This is a genomic window from Paenibacillus monticola, assembly GCF_009664975.1.
GTDB classification, from domain to species: Bacteria; Bacillota; Bacilli; order Paenibacillales; family Paenibacillaceae; genus Paenibacillus_AQ; species Paenibacillus_AQ monticola.
The window spans coordinates 608,728-628,832 of sequence record NZ_WJXB01000004.1 but is presented as its reverse complement, the minus strand read 5'-3'; the positions used below and the strand labels follow the sequence as shown (position 1 = coordinate 628,832).

Below are 20,105 nucleotides of genomic sequence, written 5' to 3'. Positions count from 1 at the left end.
ATCATTTTGATTCTTGAATTAATTTCCAGTTTAATGCGACCTTATCAATTCCAGTAATCTGATTTGAAATCTTCAATTCACTTATTACTCCAGAAAACGGTCGATCACCATTCATCCAGTTTCCTACATAAAGTGGCATACTACTATTCCTAAATACTCCTTCCATTACAACCTCCTTCTTAAATAAGCCATCTAAATATATTGAGACCTTCTTATCATCAAAAGAAAAAACAATGTAATTGACTTGTCCCGGGATAAGATTCAAATCAACCAATTCATTAAACTTTCTCCCATCCCCATAACTTAAAGTGAATACATTATTTTCATTATTTTTTTGTTGAAATACAAATCCCTCGAAATTATTATAGCCAGGGTGATTACCAAATATATTGGCATAACCCACTTGCTTTTCCCCAGGATTAACCAATGCCTCTATACTAAAACCTGTTTCTAGGGTCATTGGAACTAAAGGAATTCCAGCACCAAATTCTTTATTGTAAAAACCTGTGTGTAAGACAATGTTCTCAGTATTAGTATCATCTAAAAACATATCTCTCTTAGATCTTTCTTTAATGAAAAAGGAAGGTGTTAACTTAGTCATTTTATTAACGCTTAACGATTTAATATCAAAGACCTTTTGATTGTTTGTATATGAATATAAATATCCCTCATTGTTTGATTCTTCCAACTTCAAATCTTCGCTAGTAAGTTGAAATGTTTCGAATTTCTCCGAATCATCTTTACTCGCCCAATATCCACTTATTGAAAGATTCCTTATCTGTTTTTCACCCGATATGTAGATTTTAAAATTATTACCTGTCATACCGAAAACCTTACTATTATATACACTTATTTCATCAACTCTACTTATGATCGAATACCCCACCTTACCTTCATTAAAAGGTTTATAGTCCAGATAGTATTGAGTTGCAGGAACAGAATTATTAGTATAGTTACTCAAGCTATCAACATATGCTAACTTTTTAGGTGAATATATATTATAAAATGCAGTAACATCCCATGGGTAGACAATATCAACTATTAGTTTTGAGTTTTCAGGTAATTCGCTAAACAAACCACCCTTAATAGAATTTTGAATAACCTCCCTAGGATAAAGATAAGTACGATTGAGTTCACGAACTACTACGCTATTATTAATAAAATTCAAAATCCCAAGAATAATGCTTACTATCATAAAAGCGAATAAAACCATTTTACGACCATTGCTTCCGATTTTCTTGAATACTACTAATATTCCAGATAATAATATCATAATTAAACCAAAGTAAGAGATATACACTGGAAGGTAACCATATCCCCAAGCTATTTCCTGTTGATATTTTGGTGATAACGCAACAAGTACATTAGGGAGAACAAGAAATGAAATCCCTATTACCAACAACACTTTATAGCTGGTTTTAAATGGAGTATCTCTTTTTTTCAAAAGATTTCTAAAAATCAGGAAATTAATGAGGATTATGAATATAGCAGATATGATGACCGAGCTACGGTCGGCATTCTTTAAATATTGTAAATTAGCAGGGTTAAATGAAAGATAACTTAAAGGGAACGATGCATATATTTGCTTTAATAATGTAAGTATATATTTTCCCATATCAAAATTAGGTTCATATGTCACCGCATTAATAGAGGTTTCGGCTATTCTTTTAATTATTCGTAATACTACCGATATTCCCCCTACTATAGATAGTACCATAATATATGGGAATAATTGCGTCACATATGCTTTCAAACTTTTTTTTGAAGAATAAATTAAAATAAGAACCAAGTGTAAAACAATAAATAAATAAGTTATCTCATATATGAGGATACTGATTAAATACATAGCTATACTTAGAGAATAAAATATATATTTATATTTTGAAGACTTCAAGAAGTAAAACAAAAATATTAGAGATGATAAGGTTAATAAGAATACTAGTTCTAAAAGCCAGTGGAATCCTAATATAGGATCATGAGGCATTCTAAATTGAAAAAGCCATGAAGGAAGAACTAGTGAGATCATAGTTAGTAATGTTGATCGAGTTAACAACTTAATAAAAAATCCAAACAGAGAAATATTAATAAGAACCATAATTAATATTGATATTTTGTACACTACAACACTTTTAATAACAAAAAATAAAAAATACATATAGAAGGCAAGAGGGAAAAAACGTCCCTCATTTTTCATCCAAGAAAGATTTATTGAATTATAAAATTCTAGAATACTTATACTCTTTTCATGTGCTATTCCGTAGGCAAAAGAGTTAATAGAGTCATCACTAATATATCCACTGAATATCATTGGATATATTACCGCTATATTTAGCGTCAATGCAAGAACAATAAATATTATAAAGTTAATACGATTACCATGATTCCTTTTGAAAGCAATCATTCAAGTGGCACTCCTTAAAATATTGATTTTTATTCAATTTTGGAATCAGTGCAAATAAGTGTACAGGCTATTACGGTACCGTAATAGCCTGTGTTGCTCTTTGTTTAAAGTACGATGATCTCATATAGAATGATTCATTTCCAGACCCATTAAGGCACCTAATCTCCTTTCAGGGTTTGGAACCCCGTTTAGGATCGAAGCTTTCTCTTAGGTCTATGCCCTTTTCAGATGCAAAAAAAATTCATACATAATTAGTTTTTCACTTATCAACAAGTAGAATTGAGATTACTCCCCATTGTATTCTAATTCTCAATTCACTCTTTATAGTATCCAGATTCTTGAATAATTAATTTTTGTTTAAAAGCTTAAAATCAACAACACGAAATACCAAATCTCTTGGGTCCTCTTTCACATCAATTTTAGCAGCATTACATTCAAATGATATCAAATGTTCCCCAGGAGGAATCTCCAAAGTTTTTTTATAGTGTAATCCTTTTGAATTAATCTTTATAGATTCGCTAATCAAATCTCCACTAATTGTTAGATCCGAGTTCACTTCTGATCCTGATACAAAAGTCATATCTAAATTCACAGTTTTGCTGTGGGCTGAAAGATTATTAATAAGCATATCTCCTTGCTGAGAACTCCATCTCCAATTCTTTGAGTTATCAGTTTCCAATCCATAAAACCCTTTGCCCCAGCTTACAATAACTGGGTTTAACGCATTTTCCTTTTTCAACTCCCAGTTATCCTGATCATATAAATTACGCTGAATTTTGTTATACTCTTTCATGCTAAAAAAAACTAATCTTTCGTTGTTACTTTTGATAGGTTCAACTTTCAATATCCCCTTCAATTCCTTAACTATTAAGTTCGCATTGTCTTCATATCCATTTCTATCGATATAAATTCCATTAAATCCAGCAAAGGAAAGCGTTTGTAACATCTCTTCAGTTGTTTTGTTTGAAACATTTCTTATCCAAATATCCTGACTTCTACCCTTCATTGCCCCATAACTCCATTTCAAGCTTTTTGAATGAAGGTATGCTTTTGCAAGGTCATAATCGCCCATATTAAAAATAGGACCATTTTCAGGAAATTGCATATATGGAAGTTGAAATACCATTGATGAGCGAGGCATTATATTTTCTATACTATTCACAAATTCTTCATCACTTACATATTCAGAGCGCATATAATCATTCTGCGGATTAAACTTGGTGCTTGTTTGATCATAAATACCTATAATTAAAATAAATAATGTAAGCAAAAATACGTAATTTGATTTCCATTTGTTGATTAATATACAAATTGCTAAGATAGAATAGAAAGCTATAAACACACCAAACCTATTATATCCCCTAATCTCTGAAGTTAGAAAAATAGAAACTAAGGTTCCGATTCCTCCAATCGAAGTTAATAAGAGGGTTATTATGTTTAATATACCAAGTTTTTTCAAATCATCTCTCACATTATTAATAAATAATGAGCAAATAAGTACTATAAATCCAAGTGTTCCAACCAAACCAAGTGTTGCTGTAGTGTTTTCATTATTTAAAGGTGCAATTGTATTATATTGATCTTTTATTTTCGCCAATATACCAACTCGATGATCATTTACAGGCAAGATTAAGTTCGTAATTTTCAATCCATAAATTTCAGATTCAATATAACTTCGTTTTACTGCCTCTGGATTAGCACCATTTTGAAAACTATATATTATGTTTGGTGCAAGATTAATTAAACCAACTAACAAGATAACTAAAATAAGACATATAGGGATCAATAATTGTTTTATATTTCTTTTGTTGAATGACATTATTAATCCCACCATAATTAATAAAAAGCATGAAAAGAAGGCGTAGTAAATTCCTGATGACCCCACAATAGCCAGTAAAAGTATAGATGTTATCCACTTTTTACGATTAAAATCTCCTTGCCATACCCAAAAAATAACTAAGGTTATTAATGGAATCATATAATATCCCGCTAAGAATAAATGAGCTTCTCCACGGAGATAATGATACGGCAAAAAAGTAAACAATAAGCTCCCAACAATTGCTATGGGTGCCCTCAACTTCATGAACCGCATTACAAATAAAGAAGTAGCTGCAGTCAAGGGATAAGTCAATAAATAAAAAAGATTAATAACTATCGAAGCGTTTGATGTAAATAATGACATTAACTTAATAATTAAAAAGTTGAATCCCTCTGACATTGGAAAGTCATGCATATCCAGCCAAAAAGGAGCCCCTAATAACGTATTATGAAGATACCATCCATTTTCCAAAACACTTTTAATCCATATAAGGTTTAAAAGACCATCACCAGCATATATAAGAGGAATGGATAAATTCGCACCATGTAAATTAAGGTATAGTATAAAAAAACATAATGCAAATGTACAAATATATGTGTATATTTCTTTTCTTTTCATTTCTCACCTCTTCATTTCTACTAACCATGTAAAATCAGTCAGTAATGATCTTTTTCAATTTTTCAGATATCTCGCTCCATGAATAATTAATTCTAATGTACTCATACGCTTTTTCGGAGAAATTAGATTTCCTATCTTTGTTTAGCATTAACCCTTCAATAGTTTTACTGAAATCAACTAATTCAGCAATTACTAAATGAGTTTTTTGAAAATCATATCCTCTAGCCCCTACTTCTGTTGAGATAACAGGAACCCCATTAGCCATGTACTCGGCAATTTTCAAGTTTGTACCTGAGCCATTTACCATTGGATTTATTGCAATGTCTGCTACAGAGTAAATCAACTGTTTCATTTCCTCACTTACAATCCCTGCAAAAGCTACATTAGATGGCGGAGTTACGCTTTTGAAAGCCTCACATTGTCCCCCCATAATTATAAACTTACATGAAGGCAGATCAGGAGCCATTTTTAAAATTTCTTCTACCGCTTCAAGATTTGGTTTATGCCAACTGCCTATAAAAACAATTATTTTCTGATCAGTCAGCCCCAGTTCCGTCTTCTTTATCTCCCTCAATTCAGGGCTCACATATTGATTCACTTTTAAATCCACACCATTTGGAGTCAACATAAATTTCCCCTCATCTATTCCATCATAGACTTGAGTGAACTTTAAAATATCTTCTTTTGAACATGCAAGTATTAGATCACTATTTAGGCAAGCATTTTTCTCAATTTCATATAACTTTTGTATCAATTTACTCGTCATTTTATTAGGGGGAAGCATTGACTTTTTCAGCTCATATTCAACATTCTGTGAATCATAAATAATTGTTTTGGATCCAATATGTTCATTGAAAAGGTGAAATAAATATGGCTGCGCAGCTATCAGAATGTCACTCTTTTCTATATATTCCTTAGCAATAGCATGATATTCAGGTGAGTGAAATGAAAGTTCTTGCATAGCTATATCAGTGATAGGAATACCTACTTCTTTCTCAATGGCCCATTCTTTCTCCTGATGCTTTTGACTTTTAGGAATACTAATTTCTATAAGACTACCATATTCTTTTTTATAGTACTGTCCTTGATCATTAACACTTACAATAGTTATATCAAAATCATCTTGGAGATTACTATACAGATTAAATATTCTTAATTGCCCACCATGTTTTTTGGGGAATACGGGATACGTGGATAATATTGTGATTTTCTTTTTTATTCTTACTGGAATAGTCATTTCCCTCTTAATATTATCTATAGATAATATTTTGTTAATTGTATTTGCCCACGATATGCCGCTAACAAAATTAGCTGCATTCTCTCCCATCTCCATTGCGAAAGGAACGTTATCAATTAAACACTCTATTTGTTGGGCTAGACTCTTAGCATTGTTCTGAGCAATTAGTCCTGTAATTTCATGTTTGACAAATTCGGTTGTTCCACCTGAATCAATACACGTAATTACTGGCTTCTTACAATGCATTGCCTCTATTGTTACAAGGCCATAATCCTCATCGTAAGGGACATATATTACGGCTAAAGCGTCACGATATAAAGCTATCAGCTTTTCGTTATTAATGTATCCAAGAAAAGTAATTCTTGAATCATCACCAGCTAAGCTCTTCAATCTATATTCTTCAGGCCCTGTTCCTGCCACTAATAGCTTAGCTTTAGGATTGTTAACTTGTTTCATTGCCTCGATAACAATATCAGTACGCTTTGCCGTATCCAACCTTCCAACAATTAAAAAATATTCATAAGCACCTGTTTCTAAATTCTCTAACGAAGTTGGTGGATAAATAACATCAACATTTGCATTAAGAGGGAAATAATCAATTCTCTCTTTCACTGTATTTGAAATAGATGCAAATCTAGTTATTTTCTGAGGAGATAGTGCCCACTTATCTAAAAAGTGAATTATAGTTCTAATGAAAGGTCCTGGAAATGAGAATATAGAATCTGGAAGTGAATTTTTTTCTTTATATAGTTGTTTTAACAATGCAAAAAAAGAATCTAAATCCTTATCTATATTGGATGGTTGTTTTGTATATTCAATGACCTCATTCACAATTGCATACTTAGTGTTAGAAATTGTCTCGGGCATATTCATAAAATGATATGTATCAAATAATCCTCTAAGATGATGGGCCATATATATCACATGATTCTTATGCTTGACCATCCATGCAGGATATTTAAAACTAATGATCATATCGAAATGATCGAGATTGAGTCTGTAAAAGCTTTCATAGCTGTTAATCAATGACCAAAAATCATTTTCCTCAACTGGTATCTTAAATAATTCAACACGGTGATCCGTCAGCTTATCTATATTATAATATAATCCTAACATCAATTTTTCGATGCCCCCAACAGCAAAAGGCTTGGGACTGGGAGAAACAATAGCAATATTCATAAGAACCTCCTACTTTAGGATTGTTTCTGAAATTTTATTTATAGCGTTATCCCAAGAATATAATCTACTAGTTTGAAAGGCGTTTTCTCCCATTGTTCGCGCTAGTTCAGGGTCGTCAACTAATTTACGTATTGCTTCTGCTAGAGCTACTGAATTAGGTTCTACTATGAACCCATTCACACCATCTTTAATAAGCTCCACATATCCTCCACCATCCGCACAAGCGATTACAGGCTTACTAAACGCCATCGCTTCAATTGCCGTCAAGCCATAATCCTCTTCAAATGCAGGACATACTACACATAATGCATCAGCATATTCCTTAAACAATTGTTCCCGAGATACTCGACCTGTAAAAACAACATTCGACTTATGTTTAAACCTTTTTGATTTTCGTAATAGTTCTGAGTGAGCCTCCTCAAAGAAACCATTGGACAATTTCTTCCATATAACATCATCAGGAATATAAATACCCTCTATACTTGTATAAGTAAGGAGTTGATCGATTCTCTTTAAATCGTCTGTCCGCCCTCCCTCCCCAATTATACGTCCATAAGAGTTCGGCAACTTCTTCATGGCATTCACAAATAATTCTGGTCGTTTAGGAAATTCGTGTCTTCCCACAACGATAGGATAATTGTAGGAAAGTGGTCCCGAATAATTATAAATATCTTTATCAATTCCTGCATAAAACAAATCCACATTAACTGACAAGTTATTAAATTTTGCAATACGCTCTTTAATAGTATTACTTCCCGCTAAAATGATAGAAACCTTAGATAAGCTAAGAGAATCTATTTCTCTGATTACTTCTTGAGCTTTACGATGATAGGGCTGATGTAATCCAACCTCCTGAAAAAGCTCTGATAAATCATAATGAGCTTTACTATGATGATAAAAAAGAGCAATGTGTCGCGGATGCTGAATAGCAAAGGATGGGGGCTGTGTACTTATTACAATATCGTACATGGAAAGATCCATCTTTAGATATTTCCAAAAATAATTAATATATCTAAAAAAATCAGCATTCTGTTGAAATATATGAGAATCTATAGAACATGGTATGTCATTTAGAGTACGTTTAGTCGCGTCGACATTTACTATATCCACATTATGCCCTCTGTACTCCAACTCAGCCTTGATATGATTTACAACAACTTCGAATCCACCAGTAATTTTGTAATCAGGTTTAATAATTCCTATTTTCATCTCTCTCAGCCCTTTATTTACGCGCAATCAAGGCGTAATCTTGATCTCCGAATAACAAATCATTAAGTTTATCAATTGATTTATTGATCTCTTCAATATTCATAATGGAACTAGTTGTTTCTTGAATTCTCGGAATACTCGCTTCCTTCTCAACTCTACCTGAATAAACAAGATTGGTTTCTCTAAATCCTACAGATTCGGCTAAAAATTGTACTGTCAGAGGATGAACTGGCTTAACATGCGTGGGATCCATATAAAAGGAGCGACTAAAAATAGCCAACGTTTGTGGGTTTGGGGTCTCCATAATAAGATAAGAGCCTGGCATTAGCTTCGCACGTGCAAGCTCTACTAGTCTAATAATACTTTCAAATGGAATATGTTCTATTACTTGACCTAAAAAAATCCCTCCAAGAGAATTATCCTCTTGTTGCTCCAAATAATGAATCGCTTCTTGCTTTTCTACTGGTAATCCCAAGTCTTGACAATATTCCACCATTTCATCAGTCAGATCTATTCCCTTGGCAGTAATATTATTTTCCAGTAGAAGTTCTATAAATTCTCCTCTTCCACAACCAATATCTAAAACATTTTTCTTGTTTTTGTAATAATCCAAGTATTTCATCTGCCTATTTCTAATGTCATCATTAGATCCTCTGAATCTATTTTCAAATAAGAGATAATCAAACTTTAAATTCGAGTTAATCGGCTGATTGTTTACTTCGTCTGTATTATGCAAGAATTCTTCGGAAATGCCTAATGGTTCAGCAGTTTTAAGTTTACGAATTCTGTAATTAACAAAATCCATCTCCGATCTAAACTTTTGTTCATTAAAATGAACCCTGCCGTTAATCTCATCAAGCTTAGGGAAAATCACATTGGATATAGTATTATTGTACTCATTATTATAAGTATTTAATTTAATGATTTGTTCTTGCTTTAGTTCACTATATTCTCTACCGATATAGTCATTCTGTAAAGATATTTGCGCGTTCAGTTCAGAAATTTTAGCACTTAAATTATTTTGAATAACTTCAAGCTCTTCAATCCTTGTCTTTGATACTATTAATAAATTTGTCATTTCATTAATAGATCTTGTAACCGAACCGTTAAAAGAAGCTTGCAAATTGAAGGGATTAGAAACATACCATTTTAATAACTTTCTAACAGCCTTTTTCCCAAAAACTATAAATTTCCCAATATACTTCCGGTGAGATGTGATCGGATGATCTGCGCTTACATTCCAAAGCAAATTATTCCCTTCAATCTCATGTTTCAGGCGAGTTAAATCAACATCATTAGCCAGATTCATTTCTCTAAAGTTTGGCTTAAAGTTATAATTAACCGTGACATCTTCACCATTAGAGTATTGAACAATTTGTTTCTTTAAATGCTCCATTAACTCTTCTGCTGTACTAAAGTCGTTACTCATTGTTTACATTCCCTCCTTTATGCACCCATTGATGCGCTAAATACGCTACACCTATCTCTTCTTCATATGACTTAACATTAAACGTTAATGCTTTAGTAATATAATCATAAGGGGTTCCATCCTCATGATGACACGCAACATCTAAATAATATTCACCTGCAACCAAGTTCAAGTTTTCAATGGATACTTCTATGACTCCGGTATTATCCAAACTGATTTTCTCATTATCAATATGCGTATTAGTTCCATAACAGCAGTATCCATCCATTTTGTAAATGCCAATCCCAAAAACAGGTTTATCAATTTGAGCTTTTAAAGCAGCATAGGCGATAAATATTGTTACAGGCTTCCCTTTGTCGAAGAAATGCTTTTCTTCACCCTTTGAATCTACCATAGTCACACGGGTGATCTCTGCTAATTTATTTCCCCAACGGCCTGCTTTCTCTGTTTTCTCTGTTTTCTCTGTTTTCTCTGATTTTTCCACTTTTTCTGCTATGTCCACTATTTCTGCATTTTCCATCAATGTTGCGACTATTTCTGATTCTTCCGTTAATCGTCTTTCCTCACTATCGTTAAGAAAGTCCATATAATCCCGAACTACTTTTCGGGGCTCACCATGTTGAACTATCTCTGATTCATGAATCCAATAAAGTTCATCGCAAAGTCTCTCCATTACTCCATTATCATGAGAAACAAACACAATGGTTTTCCCCTGACTCTTAAAGCTTTCAATCCGACTTATACATTTTTTTTGAAATGCATTGTCACCCACTGCTAATATTTCATCTATTAACAATATATCTGGATCAACATGAACAGCAATTGAGAAGGCTAATCTCATATACATACCCGAAGAATAGGTCCTTACTGGATTCTCAATGAATGGACCTAATTCGGCAAAACGTATAATTTCATCTATTTTTCCATCAATCTCTTTTCGTGACAAACCAAAAATAGAAGCATTCATATAAATGTTCTCACGCCCTGTAAAATCCATATGGAAACCTGCCCCTAACTCAAGCAAGCTGGAGACGCGGCCTACAATCTCTACAGACCCTTTATCTGGCTGTAAGATTCGGGTAAGTATTTTTAGCAAGGTGCTTTTACCCGATCCATTTCTCCCAATTAAGCCAATCATTTTCCCTTTTGGAACATCAAAAGAAATATCCCGAAGGACCCATTTTTCTTGATATACTCCCTTACTTCTAAATATGATACGATCTTTTAAAGTAGCTGGCTTGTCCTCAAATATTTTAAATTTTTTCGAAACATTTGAAACCTTAATTGCAATTCCAGACATCATATTCACCTCTAAATTTCCTCAATAAATCTGAACTTTAATTTTGCGAATATACGTTGAGCAACAACAAGCAACACTAAAGAAAATAATCCGAGCATTGAAATAGAGAACATATCTGGCATCTTATTATAGTAGAATACATCTCGATATGAATCCATCATAATCGCTATAGGATTGTAACTAAAAATCCATCTAACCTTCTCAGGTACAGCCGTCAACGGGAATAGAACTCCGGACAAATAAAACAAAGCGTTCATGATTATGATAAGCATATGCTCTAAATCTCTAAAGAAAACTGTCAATGATGAAACTATGAGAGAAATAGCCAGAGTTAATATGACCTGTACTAAGAGAATTAAAGGTAAATACAAATAATACACATTGGGATAGTATCCATAAATGCATAAAGCAGGTATGAGGATTACCAGCCCATAAATATAATTGACTAATCCCCCAAGAACTATAGAAATCGGGAGAACTTCATGTGGAAAATATATTTTTTTTATTAGGTTTGCCGATCCAACAATAACCGAGGAACTACCTAGAATTGAGCCCGAAAAGAAATTCCATGAAAGTAATGTACTAAATAAGAACAAGGGGTAATTCTCCACATTCATTCTAACCACGATTGAAAAAAGTATTGAGTATACAACAAGCATCATAAGCGGATTAAGAAACGTCCATAAAAAGCCAAAGACCGAACCTCTGTAACGGGTTTTCAAGTCCTTAGAAACAGAGTTTTTTAGGAACTCTCTATATTTATAAATATCAATCCAGTCATTTATCATTCGGTTTCTCACCTTAACTTTGATCTCTCAGTATTTTTAAAACATCATTAAGCGTTTGAGTCAAGCCAATAGCTGGATGCCATCCAGTTAAACTCTTGAGTTTAGAGTTATCCCCTGTGAATAAAGGAATATCCACAGGTCTTAATTTTTCACTATCTACAACAACATCAATTGAGGAATGAGAAAGCGAGAGTAAGCTATCCAGTATATTCTGGATAGAAGTTGCAATACCAGAGCACACATTAACACTCTCACCCCAAGCAAAATTCTCTTTTTGATTCAATAAAAGGTGATAGGCTCTTACTATATCTCGAACGTCAGTAAAATCTCTTTTTGCACTAAGATTACCTACAGATATAATATTCTCTTGATGCCCTCTTTCAATTTCCACAATTTGATTTGAAAAATCAGCCACTACAAACCCGAGTCGTTGTCCAGGCCCAATATGATTGAATGGTCTTGCGTGAATAATCTTCAAATTATAAGCAGTAAAATAGTGTCTTACCAACATACCTACAGTGGCTTTAGAAATCCCATATGGAGATGTTGGTTTCAAAAGAGTCTCTTCCGATATAGGAGTACCGCTTGTGTCAAAGCCTCCATACTCTTCAGATGACCCAATTGTTAGAATACTCACTTTTTCTTTTACTACACTCTGCATTACGGCTTCTAAAAGCTGTATCGTAAGATTAACGTTACTCTGAAAGGTTTCCATTTTATTTGTCCAAGAATCTCTGACAGAGCTTTGACCTGCAAGATGAAAAATTTGATCCGGTTGTATCTTATCTAGCACTTCAATAGTGCCTGCTATATCGTCAAAATCAACAGACACTATTTCCATCGCCTGAATATCATTAATCTCTCTTGAATTAATTCGAGTCGTTCCCCAAACCTCATATCCATTATTAATTAAGTAGCTTGCCAAATATTGCCCAACAAACCCTGTTGCACCTGTTATTAAAGCCTTCATTAGTTAGCCCCTTTGGATAGTATAGTTTTGAAAGATTATTTAATATTGGATATCTTCTTCATATCACTATCTACCATCATTTTCACCAACTGCTCAAACCCAACCTCAAGTTCCCAGCCCAACTTCTCTTTAGCCTTGGTGCAATCACCAAGCAATAGATCTACTTCAGCTGGTCTTACAAACTTCTGGTCAACAACGATATAATCTCTCCAGTTCAAGCCAACATGAGTAAAGGCGATTTCCACCAATTCTTCAATACTGTGAGTTTCGCCAGTTGAAATCACGAAATCCTCTGGTTTGTCCTGTTGAAGCATAAGCCACATAGCTTTTACATAGTCGCCAGCAAAACCCCAGTCTCTTTGTGCATCCAAGTTGCCCATGCGCAGCTCAGTTTGCAATCCCAACTTGATTCTTACAGCAGCATCAGTAACCTTACGAGTTACGAATTCAATACCGCGACGTGGGGATTCATGATTGAACAGTATGCCTGAGCAGGCATACATATTGTAGCTTTCTCTATAGTTAACAGTTATCCAATGACCATATACTTTTGCTACTCCATACGGGCTGCGGGGGTAGAAAGGTGTTGTTTCTTTTTGTGGTGTTTCTACTACTTTACCAAACATTTCACTACTTGAGGCCTGATAGAATCTTGCATCGGGTTTCGTTAGGCGTACAGCCTCTAGCATATTAGTTACACCAATACCTGTCGCTAGTCCTGTTGAAACTGGTTGAATCCAAGAAGTTGCTACAAATGATTGAGCTGCCAAGTTATACACTTCATCGGGATTAGAAATGCGCACCGCATTAATCAGAGAGCCCATATCTAACAAATCACCGTCAATAAATTCTATTTCATTCTTCAGGTGTTCAAGATTCTCAAGAATCGGCACACTCGTTCTGCGACGCAAACCGAATACCTTATAACCTTTAGAGAGCAAAAGCTCTGCCAAATATGAACCATCTTGTCCCGTGATTCCTGTAATTAGTGCGTGTTTAGTCATTTTCATAGTTCCCCTTTATCATTTAAAATAATTGAAAAGCTCTATATTATAGATATTGTTCAAGCTTCTGCATACGTAACTCTTTGAGCAACAGTTTAACCTCTTGAGCCTTGTCTTTAGTACAAATCAATGTAACATCTTCAGTATCTACAATGATTAGATCCTCAATTCCAAGAGTTGCAATCAATTTCCCATTACTCTCTATGATGCAGCGCTTAGTATCGAGGTTTAAAATATTTCCTTTAATAACATTTCCGTTCTCGTCCAGGTCGCTAATTCGTTCTAGAGCGGTCCAGCTACCGACATCATCCCAGCCAAATACACAAGGGATAACATATATATTATTGACCTTTTCCATGATTCCATAGTCAATGGACTGGTCTGGCATTTTTAGAAATTCCGACCGAATGATTGCATCGCGGTCTTTGGATTTAAGAACGGTCTTCATTGTCTCTAATATATCATGCATTTCAGGCATGAGTTCTTTTATGTAACCTCTAATCGTCTCTATTTTCCAAATGAAAATTCCACTATTCCAATAGAAATTACCCGATTCCAGATAGGATTGGGCTGTTGCAAGATCAGGTTTCTCAACGAACTTATTAACTTTGTGAACAGGCAATTCATTAATTTGCTGCGATTCATCGCTGCTCTCAATATATCCGTATCCTGTTTCAGGGTATGTAGGTTGAATACCCAGTGTTACCAAGTTACTATTATCCTGTGCAACCTCTACTGCGGTTTTTAAGATTCTCACAAAACCTTCTTCATTCTCGATAATGTGATCAGAAGGAATTACTATCATGGTGCTATCCGGAAACCTGTCTTCAATAATTATGGAAGCAAGCCCAATGCAAGGTGCTGTATTGCGTCCCACTGGTTCAATAATAATATTTGCAAGAGGTAAATGTGGGATTTGAGCCTTAATCAATTCAGCATAAAGTTCATTGGTAACAATGAAGATTTGACTAATATCAATCAACTTCTCCAGTCGCGCAATCGATTGTTGAATCATTGATTTGGTGCCTGAGATATTTAAAAACTGTTTGGGGAGATTAGTCCGGCTTTTAGGCCAAAAGCGTTCCCCTTTGCCACCTGCCATGATTACACATGTAATTGTCATTTCATCCTCCAAATTTCCACAAAGAAATATACTGTAGTCTACTCTTTATCAGTTCACCTATTGCTTGTGGAGAGAAATTCTTCTTTATATGTTCCTCACCTTTTGACGATATTTCTTCATAAAAGTTCTTGTCGTCACAAAGTTTACGCATATATCGACTTGCGTGCTCTACGTCAGGATCAGCCCAATACTGATAAGCTTTATAGGGACCATGATCATGGTTAAGCTGTACTAAATTATAATCTACCAAGCAAGAATTGCTGTGATTCATAAAATCAATATTTGATGACCAGTTGGTACCGATTACTGGTTTACCTAGGTACATTGCCTCGGCCAGTCCAAGACCAAAGCCTTCACTCCGGTGAAGTGATATGTAACTATCAGTTACGGAAATCAAAGCATTGGTGTCATTTCTCGATAACGTCTTTTCTATCAAATAAATATTCTTGTAATTCCCAATTAGTGAGTGAAGCTCATCCAATTCGGATGATCGCTGTTGCTGAGCACTGTTTACTTTAATCACCAGACCCACAGATTGATCATCAGGTAAAAAAGCTAATTGAAACGCTTTAATAGACGCCTGAGGATTTTTTCTGTCCTGATAACTTTTCAAGTCGTACATAGAAAGAAAGAGAAAAGTGTGTTCAGGTAGTTGAAAGTAAGAGCGATCTCGTTTATTGCTGATCCTAACTTCGATGCTATGTGGTATCTTAACCACAGGAACTGGACTTTTCATAGCAATAGAGTCCACAACAAATGTTGAAGGAGCCCAGATCTCATCTACTAAATTAAAGCTTTCTTTCCACTCATCAGGGAAATCAGGCAGTTCCCAATGCCAATAACCGATGTTATAACGATCTTTAAAAATAGAGTTTCCATAATGAGCATAGATTTCAATCATTTGTTCAGCATTAATATGAAAGATATTAAGATTATACTTAGGCTCTCTTATTTCCTTTTGTACCCAAGTATCATCATTCATGCTGGCCGAATTCGTGCCTATGAAATTTATAATTCCAAATGGGATATCAACAGCGCTCATACTTCTAGCCGCTATTCTGCAAGACTCACCAATTCCCATCTCTGCTCTGGAATACCCCACAAGATTCACACCTGTAAACTCTTCCTTTGTTGGTGCCAACTTAGCGCTCCTATGGATAGGAAAAGCCGTCTTAAGCAACCTTTGCTTAACGCGCTGCCTTGTCTCAAAAGAAAATATTCTTACCGATATAGGTTTAAATCTAATTGCAAGTTTATAAAGCCTTTTATAAATAAGAGATTTGGCACTAGTCATAGCCAACATCCAGCTTATAATTAAATTTCATTTATAGAGCCTCCATGCGCTTTCAAGGTAAGTTATTCCATTTACACATAGTTAGTAACATTATAGAATCGGATAAAAGTAGCTCAATGTTTATCCAATATGCTAAAATATCCTCGTACCTACAGGAAAAGGAGATTATAAACGTGTCGAAACCAGTATACGGTAAAAATGCCGCTCAGTCGAGAATTGTTGAAAAAATCCCAGCCTCGATATGGGCGTTGGTTGTTGCTTTAATTTTGTTTTTGATCTGGACCCCGTTTCAAGTAGGATTGTTTAATGGACAACAGGTGGATTTTGAGAAGCCAATGTATGTAGCAGCCTTACTCAGCGGGCTTATGCTGCTCGTCTGGGTTGGCATCTACTACAAAAAGTTCAAACTGGATGAGCAGCGGGACTTGGTAGCGGTAGCCGCACTTTTGCTGCCTCTAACGTATGCCCTGTCGCTGTTTGTCGCTGTTTCGCATTATATGGCGATGAATATGCTGTTTACCCAGAGCATGTATGTCGCAATATTCATTATAGCTTTATATCTCATGAAGCAAAAGCAACTAAATGTTGTCATTCAGAATGCCGTGCTGGCCATTGCTTACTTTATCGTGGGTTTTGGACTCCTAAATTGGCTTGGTAGCTGGAGTTTCGCCGGTTCATTAGTGGGCTGGTTCTCAAACACAGTGCGGAGTGGTAAATATTTGGATGCGGTAATGACTGACTCCAATGGTCTGCGCCTTACCTCTATCTTCCAATATGCGAATACATATGCGGCCTTCCTGATGGCATTTCTGTTTGTGGCTGTCTTTGCACTGGTTCGCTCCCGTAAATGGTATGGAACGCTGACGCATGGCTTCATGCTTGTACCCATCATTGTATCGATCCTGCTGACGCTCTCACGCGGTGGACTTGTAATGTTGCCTGTCGTGTTCATCTTGCTATTATTGTTCCTGAAGCCCGCACAGCAGCTCTTGTGGATTCTTCAGCTTGGAGTAGCGGGTATTGCCGCGTTGGCAATTACAACTCCAATTACTAATCTGGGAACAGAGTTGAATACAAAGTACTCTTCTTCCGCTGCCCTAAAAGGCTGGGGGTACCTGCTGGGGGCTTCAGTGATTGTGGCCGGCATAGGCTGGGTCATTCAGCGTTTTGTGGCCCCATGGCTGCAACAGAAGCTAGGAGGCTGGGGTTCACGTAAGCGGACAGGCTTATGGATTCCACTCGGATCGGTTGTGCTGGTCGGTATTGTAGCCTTCCTGCTCATCGGTACGAGTGCAAGCAAGATATTGCCTGCGAATATGGAAACTCGTCTGGAAAATATCAACTTCAAGCAGCACAGTGTACTCGAACGAATTACTTTTTATAAGGATGCCGTAAAGGTTATTAAAGATTATCCGATTCTGGGTACCGGAGGTGGGGGCTGGGCCTCACTGTATGAGCATTATCAGAACAATCCTTATACAAGCCGCCAGGTTCATAACTTTTTCTTACAATACTTGATTGAGGTCGGTATTCTCGGATTTATCGTGTTTATGGGCTTTATCCTGTATATTTTCTATAAATATATTCGTGGATATGTGAAACGGGATAAAGATGAGTTCAACAATGGTTTCTTTTATCTGATTATTGCATTGTCGATTCTCATCCACAGTCTACTGGATTTCAATATGAGTTATGCGTTCATGGGTATTCTGGTCTTTGTCGGATTGGCTGGAATGGCAGCTGTCATGGAAAGTAAACCTCTGCGCCGAAATTGGAATACAGCTTGGCTGCGTAACAGTTACTTCGCTGTCATTGCGATCGGTACTGTATTTCTGCTCTTCCTGTCGATTGGCTCTATCAGCTCCAGTACTGCTGCTCTTAAGGCGAAAAACTTACTGGGTGTCAGCCAATCTTATGAAGAGATCAAAGCACCTTTGGTTGAGTCTTTGAAGGATCGTCCATACCATCCTGAGTCGGCCTTGTATCTTTCATCGTTGGATCAACAAGTATTTACTCAAACCAAAGATGACAAGTATCTTGCCGAGTCCTACAGTGTGTTAACACGCGCTCTGAAGGATGAGTCATACAATAAAAATCTATTGGCCCAATTGGCAAGTTACTATGATCTGAAAGGACAAGGTGACCTGGCTTACGGCGTATACCTCGACAATGCGGACAAGTACAATTGGGATATTGAATGGTATGATACTCTGATCAGCCGCTCCTTTACGTTAGGAAATGCGGCCCTTGTACAAAAGGACGATGCCAAGAAACAACAATATTTCAAAACAGGGCTGGAAGCCTACCAACACGTAGTTGACGGTGTGGAGCATCTGAAGACTCTCCCTCCAGAGCAGTTGCAGGGACGTCCATTCTCGGTTACACCAACCATCGCCCTTAATGCAGGCAAAATGAAGTTAATGTCAGGACAAGCTGCGGATGCTGCCGCAACCTTGAAGCTAGGCCTGAGTGCGGATTATACAGATTTGAACAACCGTGAGATCGCTCGTTGGTATCTGGCGGCGCTGAAAAAGGATAACGCTCAGGATCAGGCAGTCTATGATCTGCTGATCGCAGCTGAACCTACAGAAGCCACGCGGATTGATGAAATAGTAGCGGAGAAGTACTAGGTTCTCTAGAGCATTGCTACAGATTAAATGAAAAAGAGCGACTCTCTGTTAATCACAGGGAATCGCTCTTTTTGTGTTCTTTTGTACATATTTTATTGGTTAGTCGCTTTCTCCGCTTCGCTATCGATAACATCTTTAAGGTAACGGAGTAAGCCCTCTCTAAGCTCCTCACGTTGGAGCGCGTAATGAATGCTTGTCTTGATGAAACCCATTTTCTCACCGACATCATGACGCTGGCCTATGAAATCATAGGCAATAATCCGCTCCACTTCGCTTAGGCGGGCTATGGCATCTGTAAGCTGGATTTCTCCACCTACACCCACTTGCTGCTCACCAAGTAAATCAAAGATCCGTGGAGTCAATATGTAGCGGCCCAATATGGCCAGATTGGAAGGCGCCTCTTCTCTCTTCGGTTTCTCCACAAGCCGATTGGCTTTGTAGACACGGTCAGCCAAGAGTGTGCCGTCTACGACACCGTAGCGTGATACTTCATCCCAAGGCACGGGTTGAACGCCGACGATTGAAGATTTATATTGGTCATAAATATCAATCATCTGCTTTAGGCAAGGCGTGTCCGCTTCAACAATATCATCGCCAAGCAGTACAGCAAAGGGTTCATCACCGATGAATTTGCGGGCGCACCAAATCGCATGTCCGAGGCCACGGGGTTCTTTTTGGCGGATATAATGAATGTCGGCCATTTCAGAAGACTTGCGGACGGATTCAAGCAACTCCCACTTCTGCTTCTCCGCTAAACCGAACTCCAGTTCAAAAGAGGTATCGAAGTGGTCTTCAATGGCACGTTTGCCCTTGCCTGTGACGATAATGATATCCTCAATTCCGGAAGCAACAGCTTCTTCGACAATATATTGGATCGTCGGTTTATCTACAATGGGCAGCATTTCTTTAGGCATAGCTTTGGTGGCGGGCAGAAAGCGCGTGCCCAACCCGGCAGCAGGGATAATGGCTTTACGGATTTTCATGACATAGGCTCCTTCTATCTCAGATCTTTAACCCTTCACATATAATATCATGGCATATTACTTTTAATTATAGCAGTTATGGCCTGTATTTGGCAGGGTGATTGCTAGATATGGATACAAA

At 36.4% G+C, this 20,105-nt stretch carries 13 protein-coding genes; 1 reads left to right on the top strand and 12 read right to left on the bottom strand.

Annotated elements, in window-relative coordinates:
• Nucleotide 1 precedes the first annotated feature (1 nt).
• The 11 genes from GJB61_RS15330 to GJB61_RS15280 all read right to left on the bottom strand — a co-directional run bounded on the left by GJB61_RS15330 (nucleotide 2) and on the right by GJB61_RS15280 (nucleotide 16,218).
• On the bottom strand, nucleotides 2-2,401 hold the full coding sequence (locus GJB61_RS15330; RefSeq protein ID WP_154119354.1) for a LamG-like jellyroll fold domain-containing protein: 2,400 nt from the start codon (nucleotides 2,399-2,401) through the stop codon (nucleotides 2-4).
• Nucleotides 2,402-2,747: 346 nt separating this feature from the next.
• The gene (locus GJB61_RS15325) at nucleotides 2,748-4,838 is read right to left on the bottom strand and encodes a glycosyltransferase family protein (RefSeq protein ID WP_154119353.1); all 2,091 of its coding nucleotides are present in this window, start codon (nucleotides 4,836-4,838) and stop codon (nucleotides 2,748-2,750) included.
• Between the two features lie 34 nt (nucleotides 4,839-4,872).
• A complete protein-coding gene (locus GJB61_RS15320; RefSeq protein WP_154119352.1) occupies nucleotides 4,873-7,254 on the bottom strand; it encodes a glycosyltransferase family 4 protein in 2,382 nt (793 codons plus the stop codon).
• Nucleotides 7,255-7,263: 9 nt separating this feature from the next.
• Nucleotides 7,264-8,463, bottom strand: coding sequence for a glycosyltransferase family 4 protein (locus GJB61_RS15315; RefSeq protein ID WP_154119351.1), 1,200 nt, complete (start codon nucleotides 8,461-8,463; stop codon nucleotides 7,264-7,266).
• 13 nt (nucleotides 8,464-8,476) lie between these two features.
• A complete protein-coding gene (locus GJB61_RS15310; RefSeq protein ID WP_154119350.1) occupies nucleotides 8,477-9,892 on the bottom strand; it encodes a class I SAM-dependent methyltransferase in 1,416 nt (471 codons plus the stop codon).
• The gene (locus tag GJB61_RS15305; protein WP_229521789.1) at nucleotides 9,885-11,195 is read right to left on the bottom strand and encodes an ABC transporter ATP-binding protein; all 1,311 of its coding nucleotides are present in this window, start codon (nucleotides 11,193-11,195) and stop codon (nucleotides 9,885-9,887) included. Before GJB61_RS15305 ends, GJB61_RS15310 begins: the two co-directional genes overlap by 8 nt.
• Nucleotides 11,196-11,203: 8 nt before the next feature.
• Nucleotides 11,204-11,980, bottom strand: a complete 777-nt coding sequence (locus tag GJB61_RS15300) for an ABC transporter permease (protein WP_154119349.1) — start codon at nucleotides 11,978-11,980, stop codon at nucleotides 11,204-11,206.
• A gap of 13 nt (nucleotides 11,981-11,993) precedes the next feature.
• Nucleotides 11,994-12,950, bottom strand: coding sequence for a GDP-mannose 4,6-dehydratase (locus GJB61_RS15295; protein ID WP_154119348.1), 957 nt, complete (start codon nucleotides 12,948-12,950; stop codon nucleotides 11,994-11,996).
• Between the two features lie 35 nt (nucleotides 12,951-12,985).
• A complete protein-coding gene (gene gmd / locus GJB61_RS15290) occupies nucleotides 12,986-13,954 on the bottom strand; it encodes a GDP-mannose 4,6-dehydratase (protein ID WP_154119347.1) in 969 nt (322 codons plus the stop codon).
• 46 nt (nucleotides 13,955-14,000) lie between these two features.
• Nucleotides 14,001-15,077 (bottom strand): mannose-1-phosphate guanylyltransferase, encoded by a 1,077-nt coding sequence (locus GJB61_RS15285; protein WP_154119346.1) that lies wholly within the window; start codon nucleotides 15,075-15,077, stop codon nucleotides 14,001-14,003.
• A 1-nt stretch (nucleotide 15,078) separates the two neighbouring features.
• Complete coding sequence (locus GJB61_RS15280; RefSeq protein ID WP_338115844.1) at nucleotides 15,079-16,218, bottom strand: glycosyltransferase; 1,140 nt, start codon at nucleotides 16,216-16,218, stop codon at nucleotides 15,079-15,081.
• A gap of 326 nt (nucleotides 16,219-16,544) precedes the next feature.
• Here GJB61_RS15280 and GJB61_RS15275 point away from each other — a divergent pair, with 326 nt between their 5' ends.
• A complete protein-coding gene (locus GJB61_RS15275) occupies nucleotides 16,545-19,001 on the top strand; it encodes an O-antigen ligase family protein (RefSeq protein ID WP_338115843.1) in 2,457 nt (818 codons plus the stop codon).
• Between the two features lie 92 nt (nucleotides 19,002-19,093).
• Here the strand turns inward: GJB61_RS15275 and galU are convergent, their stop codons facing one another.
• Entirely contained in the window at nucleotides 19,094-19,984 is an 891-nt protein-coding gene (galU, locus tag GJB61_RS15270; protein WP_154119343.1) for a UTP--glucose-1-phosphate uridylyltransferase GalU, read from the bottom strand.
• Between the last annotated feature and the right edge of the window lie 121 nt (nucleotides 19,985-20,105).

Bases quoted from the DNA above. Each gene is read 5' to 3' on its own strand.
- GJB61_RS15330 (WP_154119354.1), bottom strand. From the start codon at position 2,401: ATGATTGCTTTCAAAAGGAATCATGGTAATCGTATTAACTTTATAATA.
- GJB61_RS15325 (WP_154119353.1), bottom strand. From the start codon at position 4,838: ATGAAAAGAAAAGAAATATACACATATATTTGTACATTTGCATTATGT.
- GJB61_RS15320 (WP_154119352.1), bottom strand. From the start codon at position 7,254: ATGAATATTGCTATTGTTTCTCCCAGTCCCAAGCCTTTTGCTGTTGGG.
- GJB61_RS15315 (WP_154119351.1), bottom strand. From the start codon at position 8,463: ATGAAAATAGGAATTATTAAACCTGATTACAAAATTACTGGTGGATTC.
- GJB61_RS15310 (WP_154119350.1), bottom strand. From the start codon at position 9,892: ATGAGTAACGACTTTAGTACAGCAGAAGAGTTAATGGAGCATTTAAAG.
- GJB61_RS15305 (WP_229521789.1), bottom strand. From the start codon at position 11,195: ATGATGTCTGGAATTGCAATTAAGGTTTCAAATGTTTCGAAAAAATTT.
- GJB61_RS15300 (WP_154119349.1), bottom strand. From the start codon at position 11,980: ATGATAAATGACTGGATTGATATTTATAAATATAGAGAGTTCCTAAAA.
- GJB61_RS15295 (WP_154119348.1), bottom strand. From the start codon at position 12,950: ATGAAGGCTTTAATAACAGGTGCAACAGGGTTTGTTGGGCAATATTTG.
- gmd (WP_154119347.1), bottom strand. From the start codon at position 13,954: ATGACTAAACACGCACTAATTACAGGAATCACGGGACAAGATGGTTCA.
- GJB61_RS15285 (WP_154119346.1), bottom strand. From the start codon at position 15,077: ATGACAATTACATGTGTAATCATGGCAGGTGGCAAAGGGGAACGCTTT.
- galU (WP_154119343.1), bottom strand. From the start codon at position 19,984: ATGAAAATCCGTAAAGCCATTATCCCTGCTGCCGGGTTGGGCACGCGC.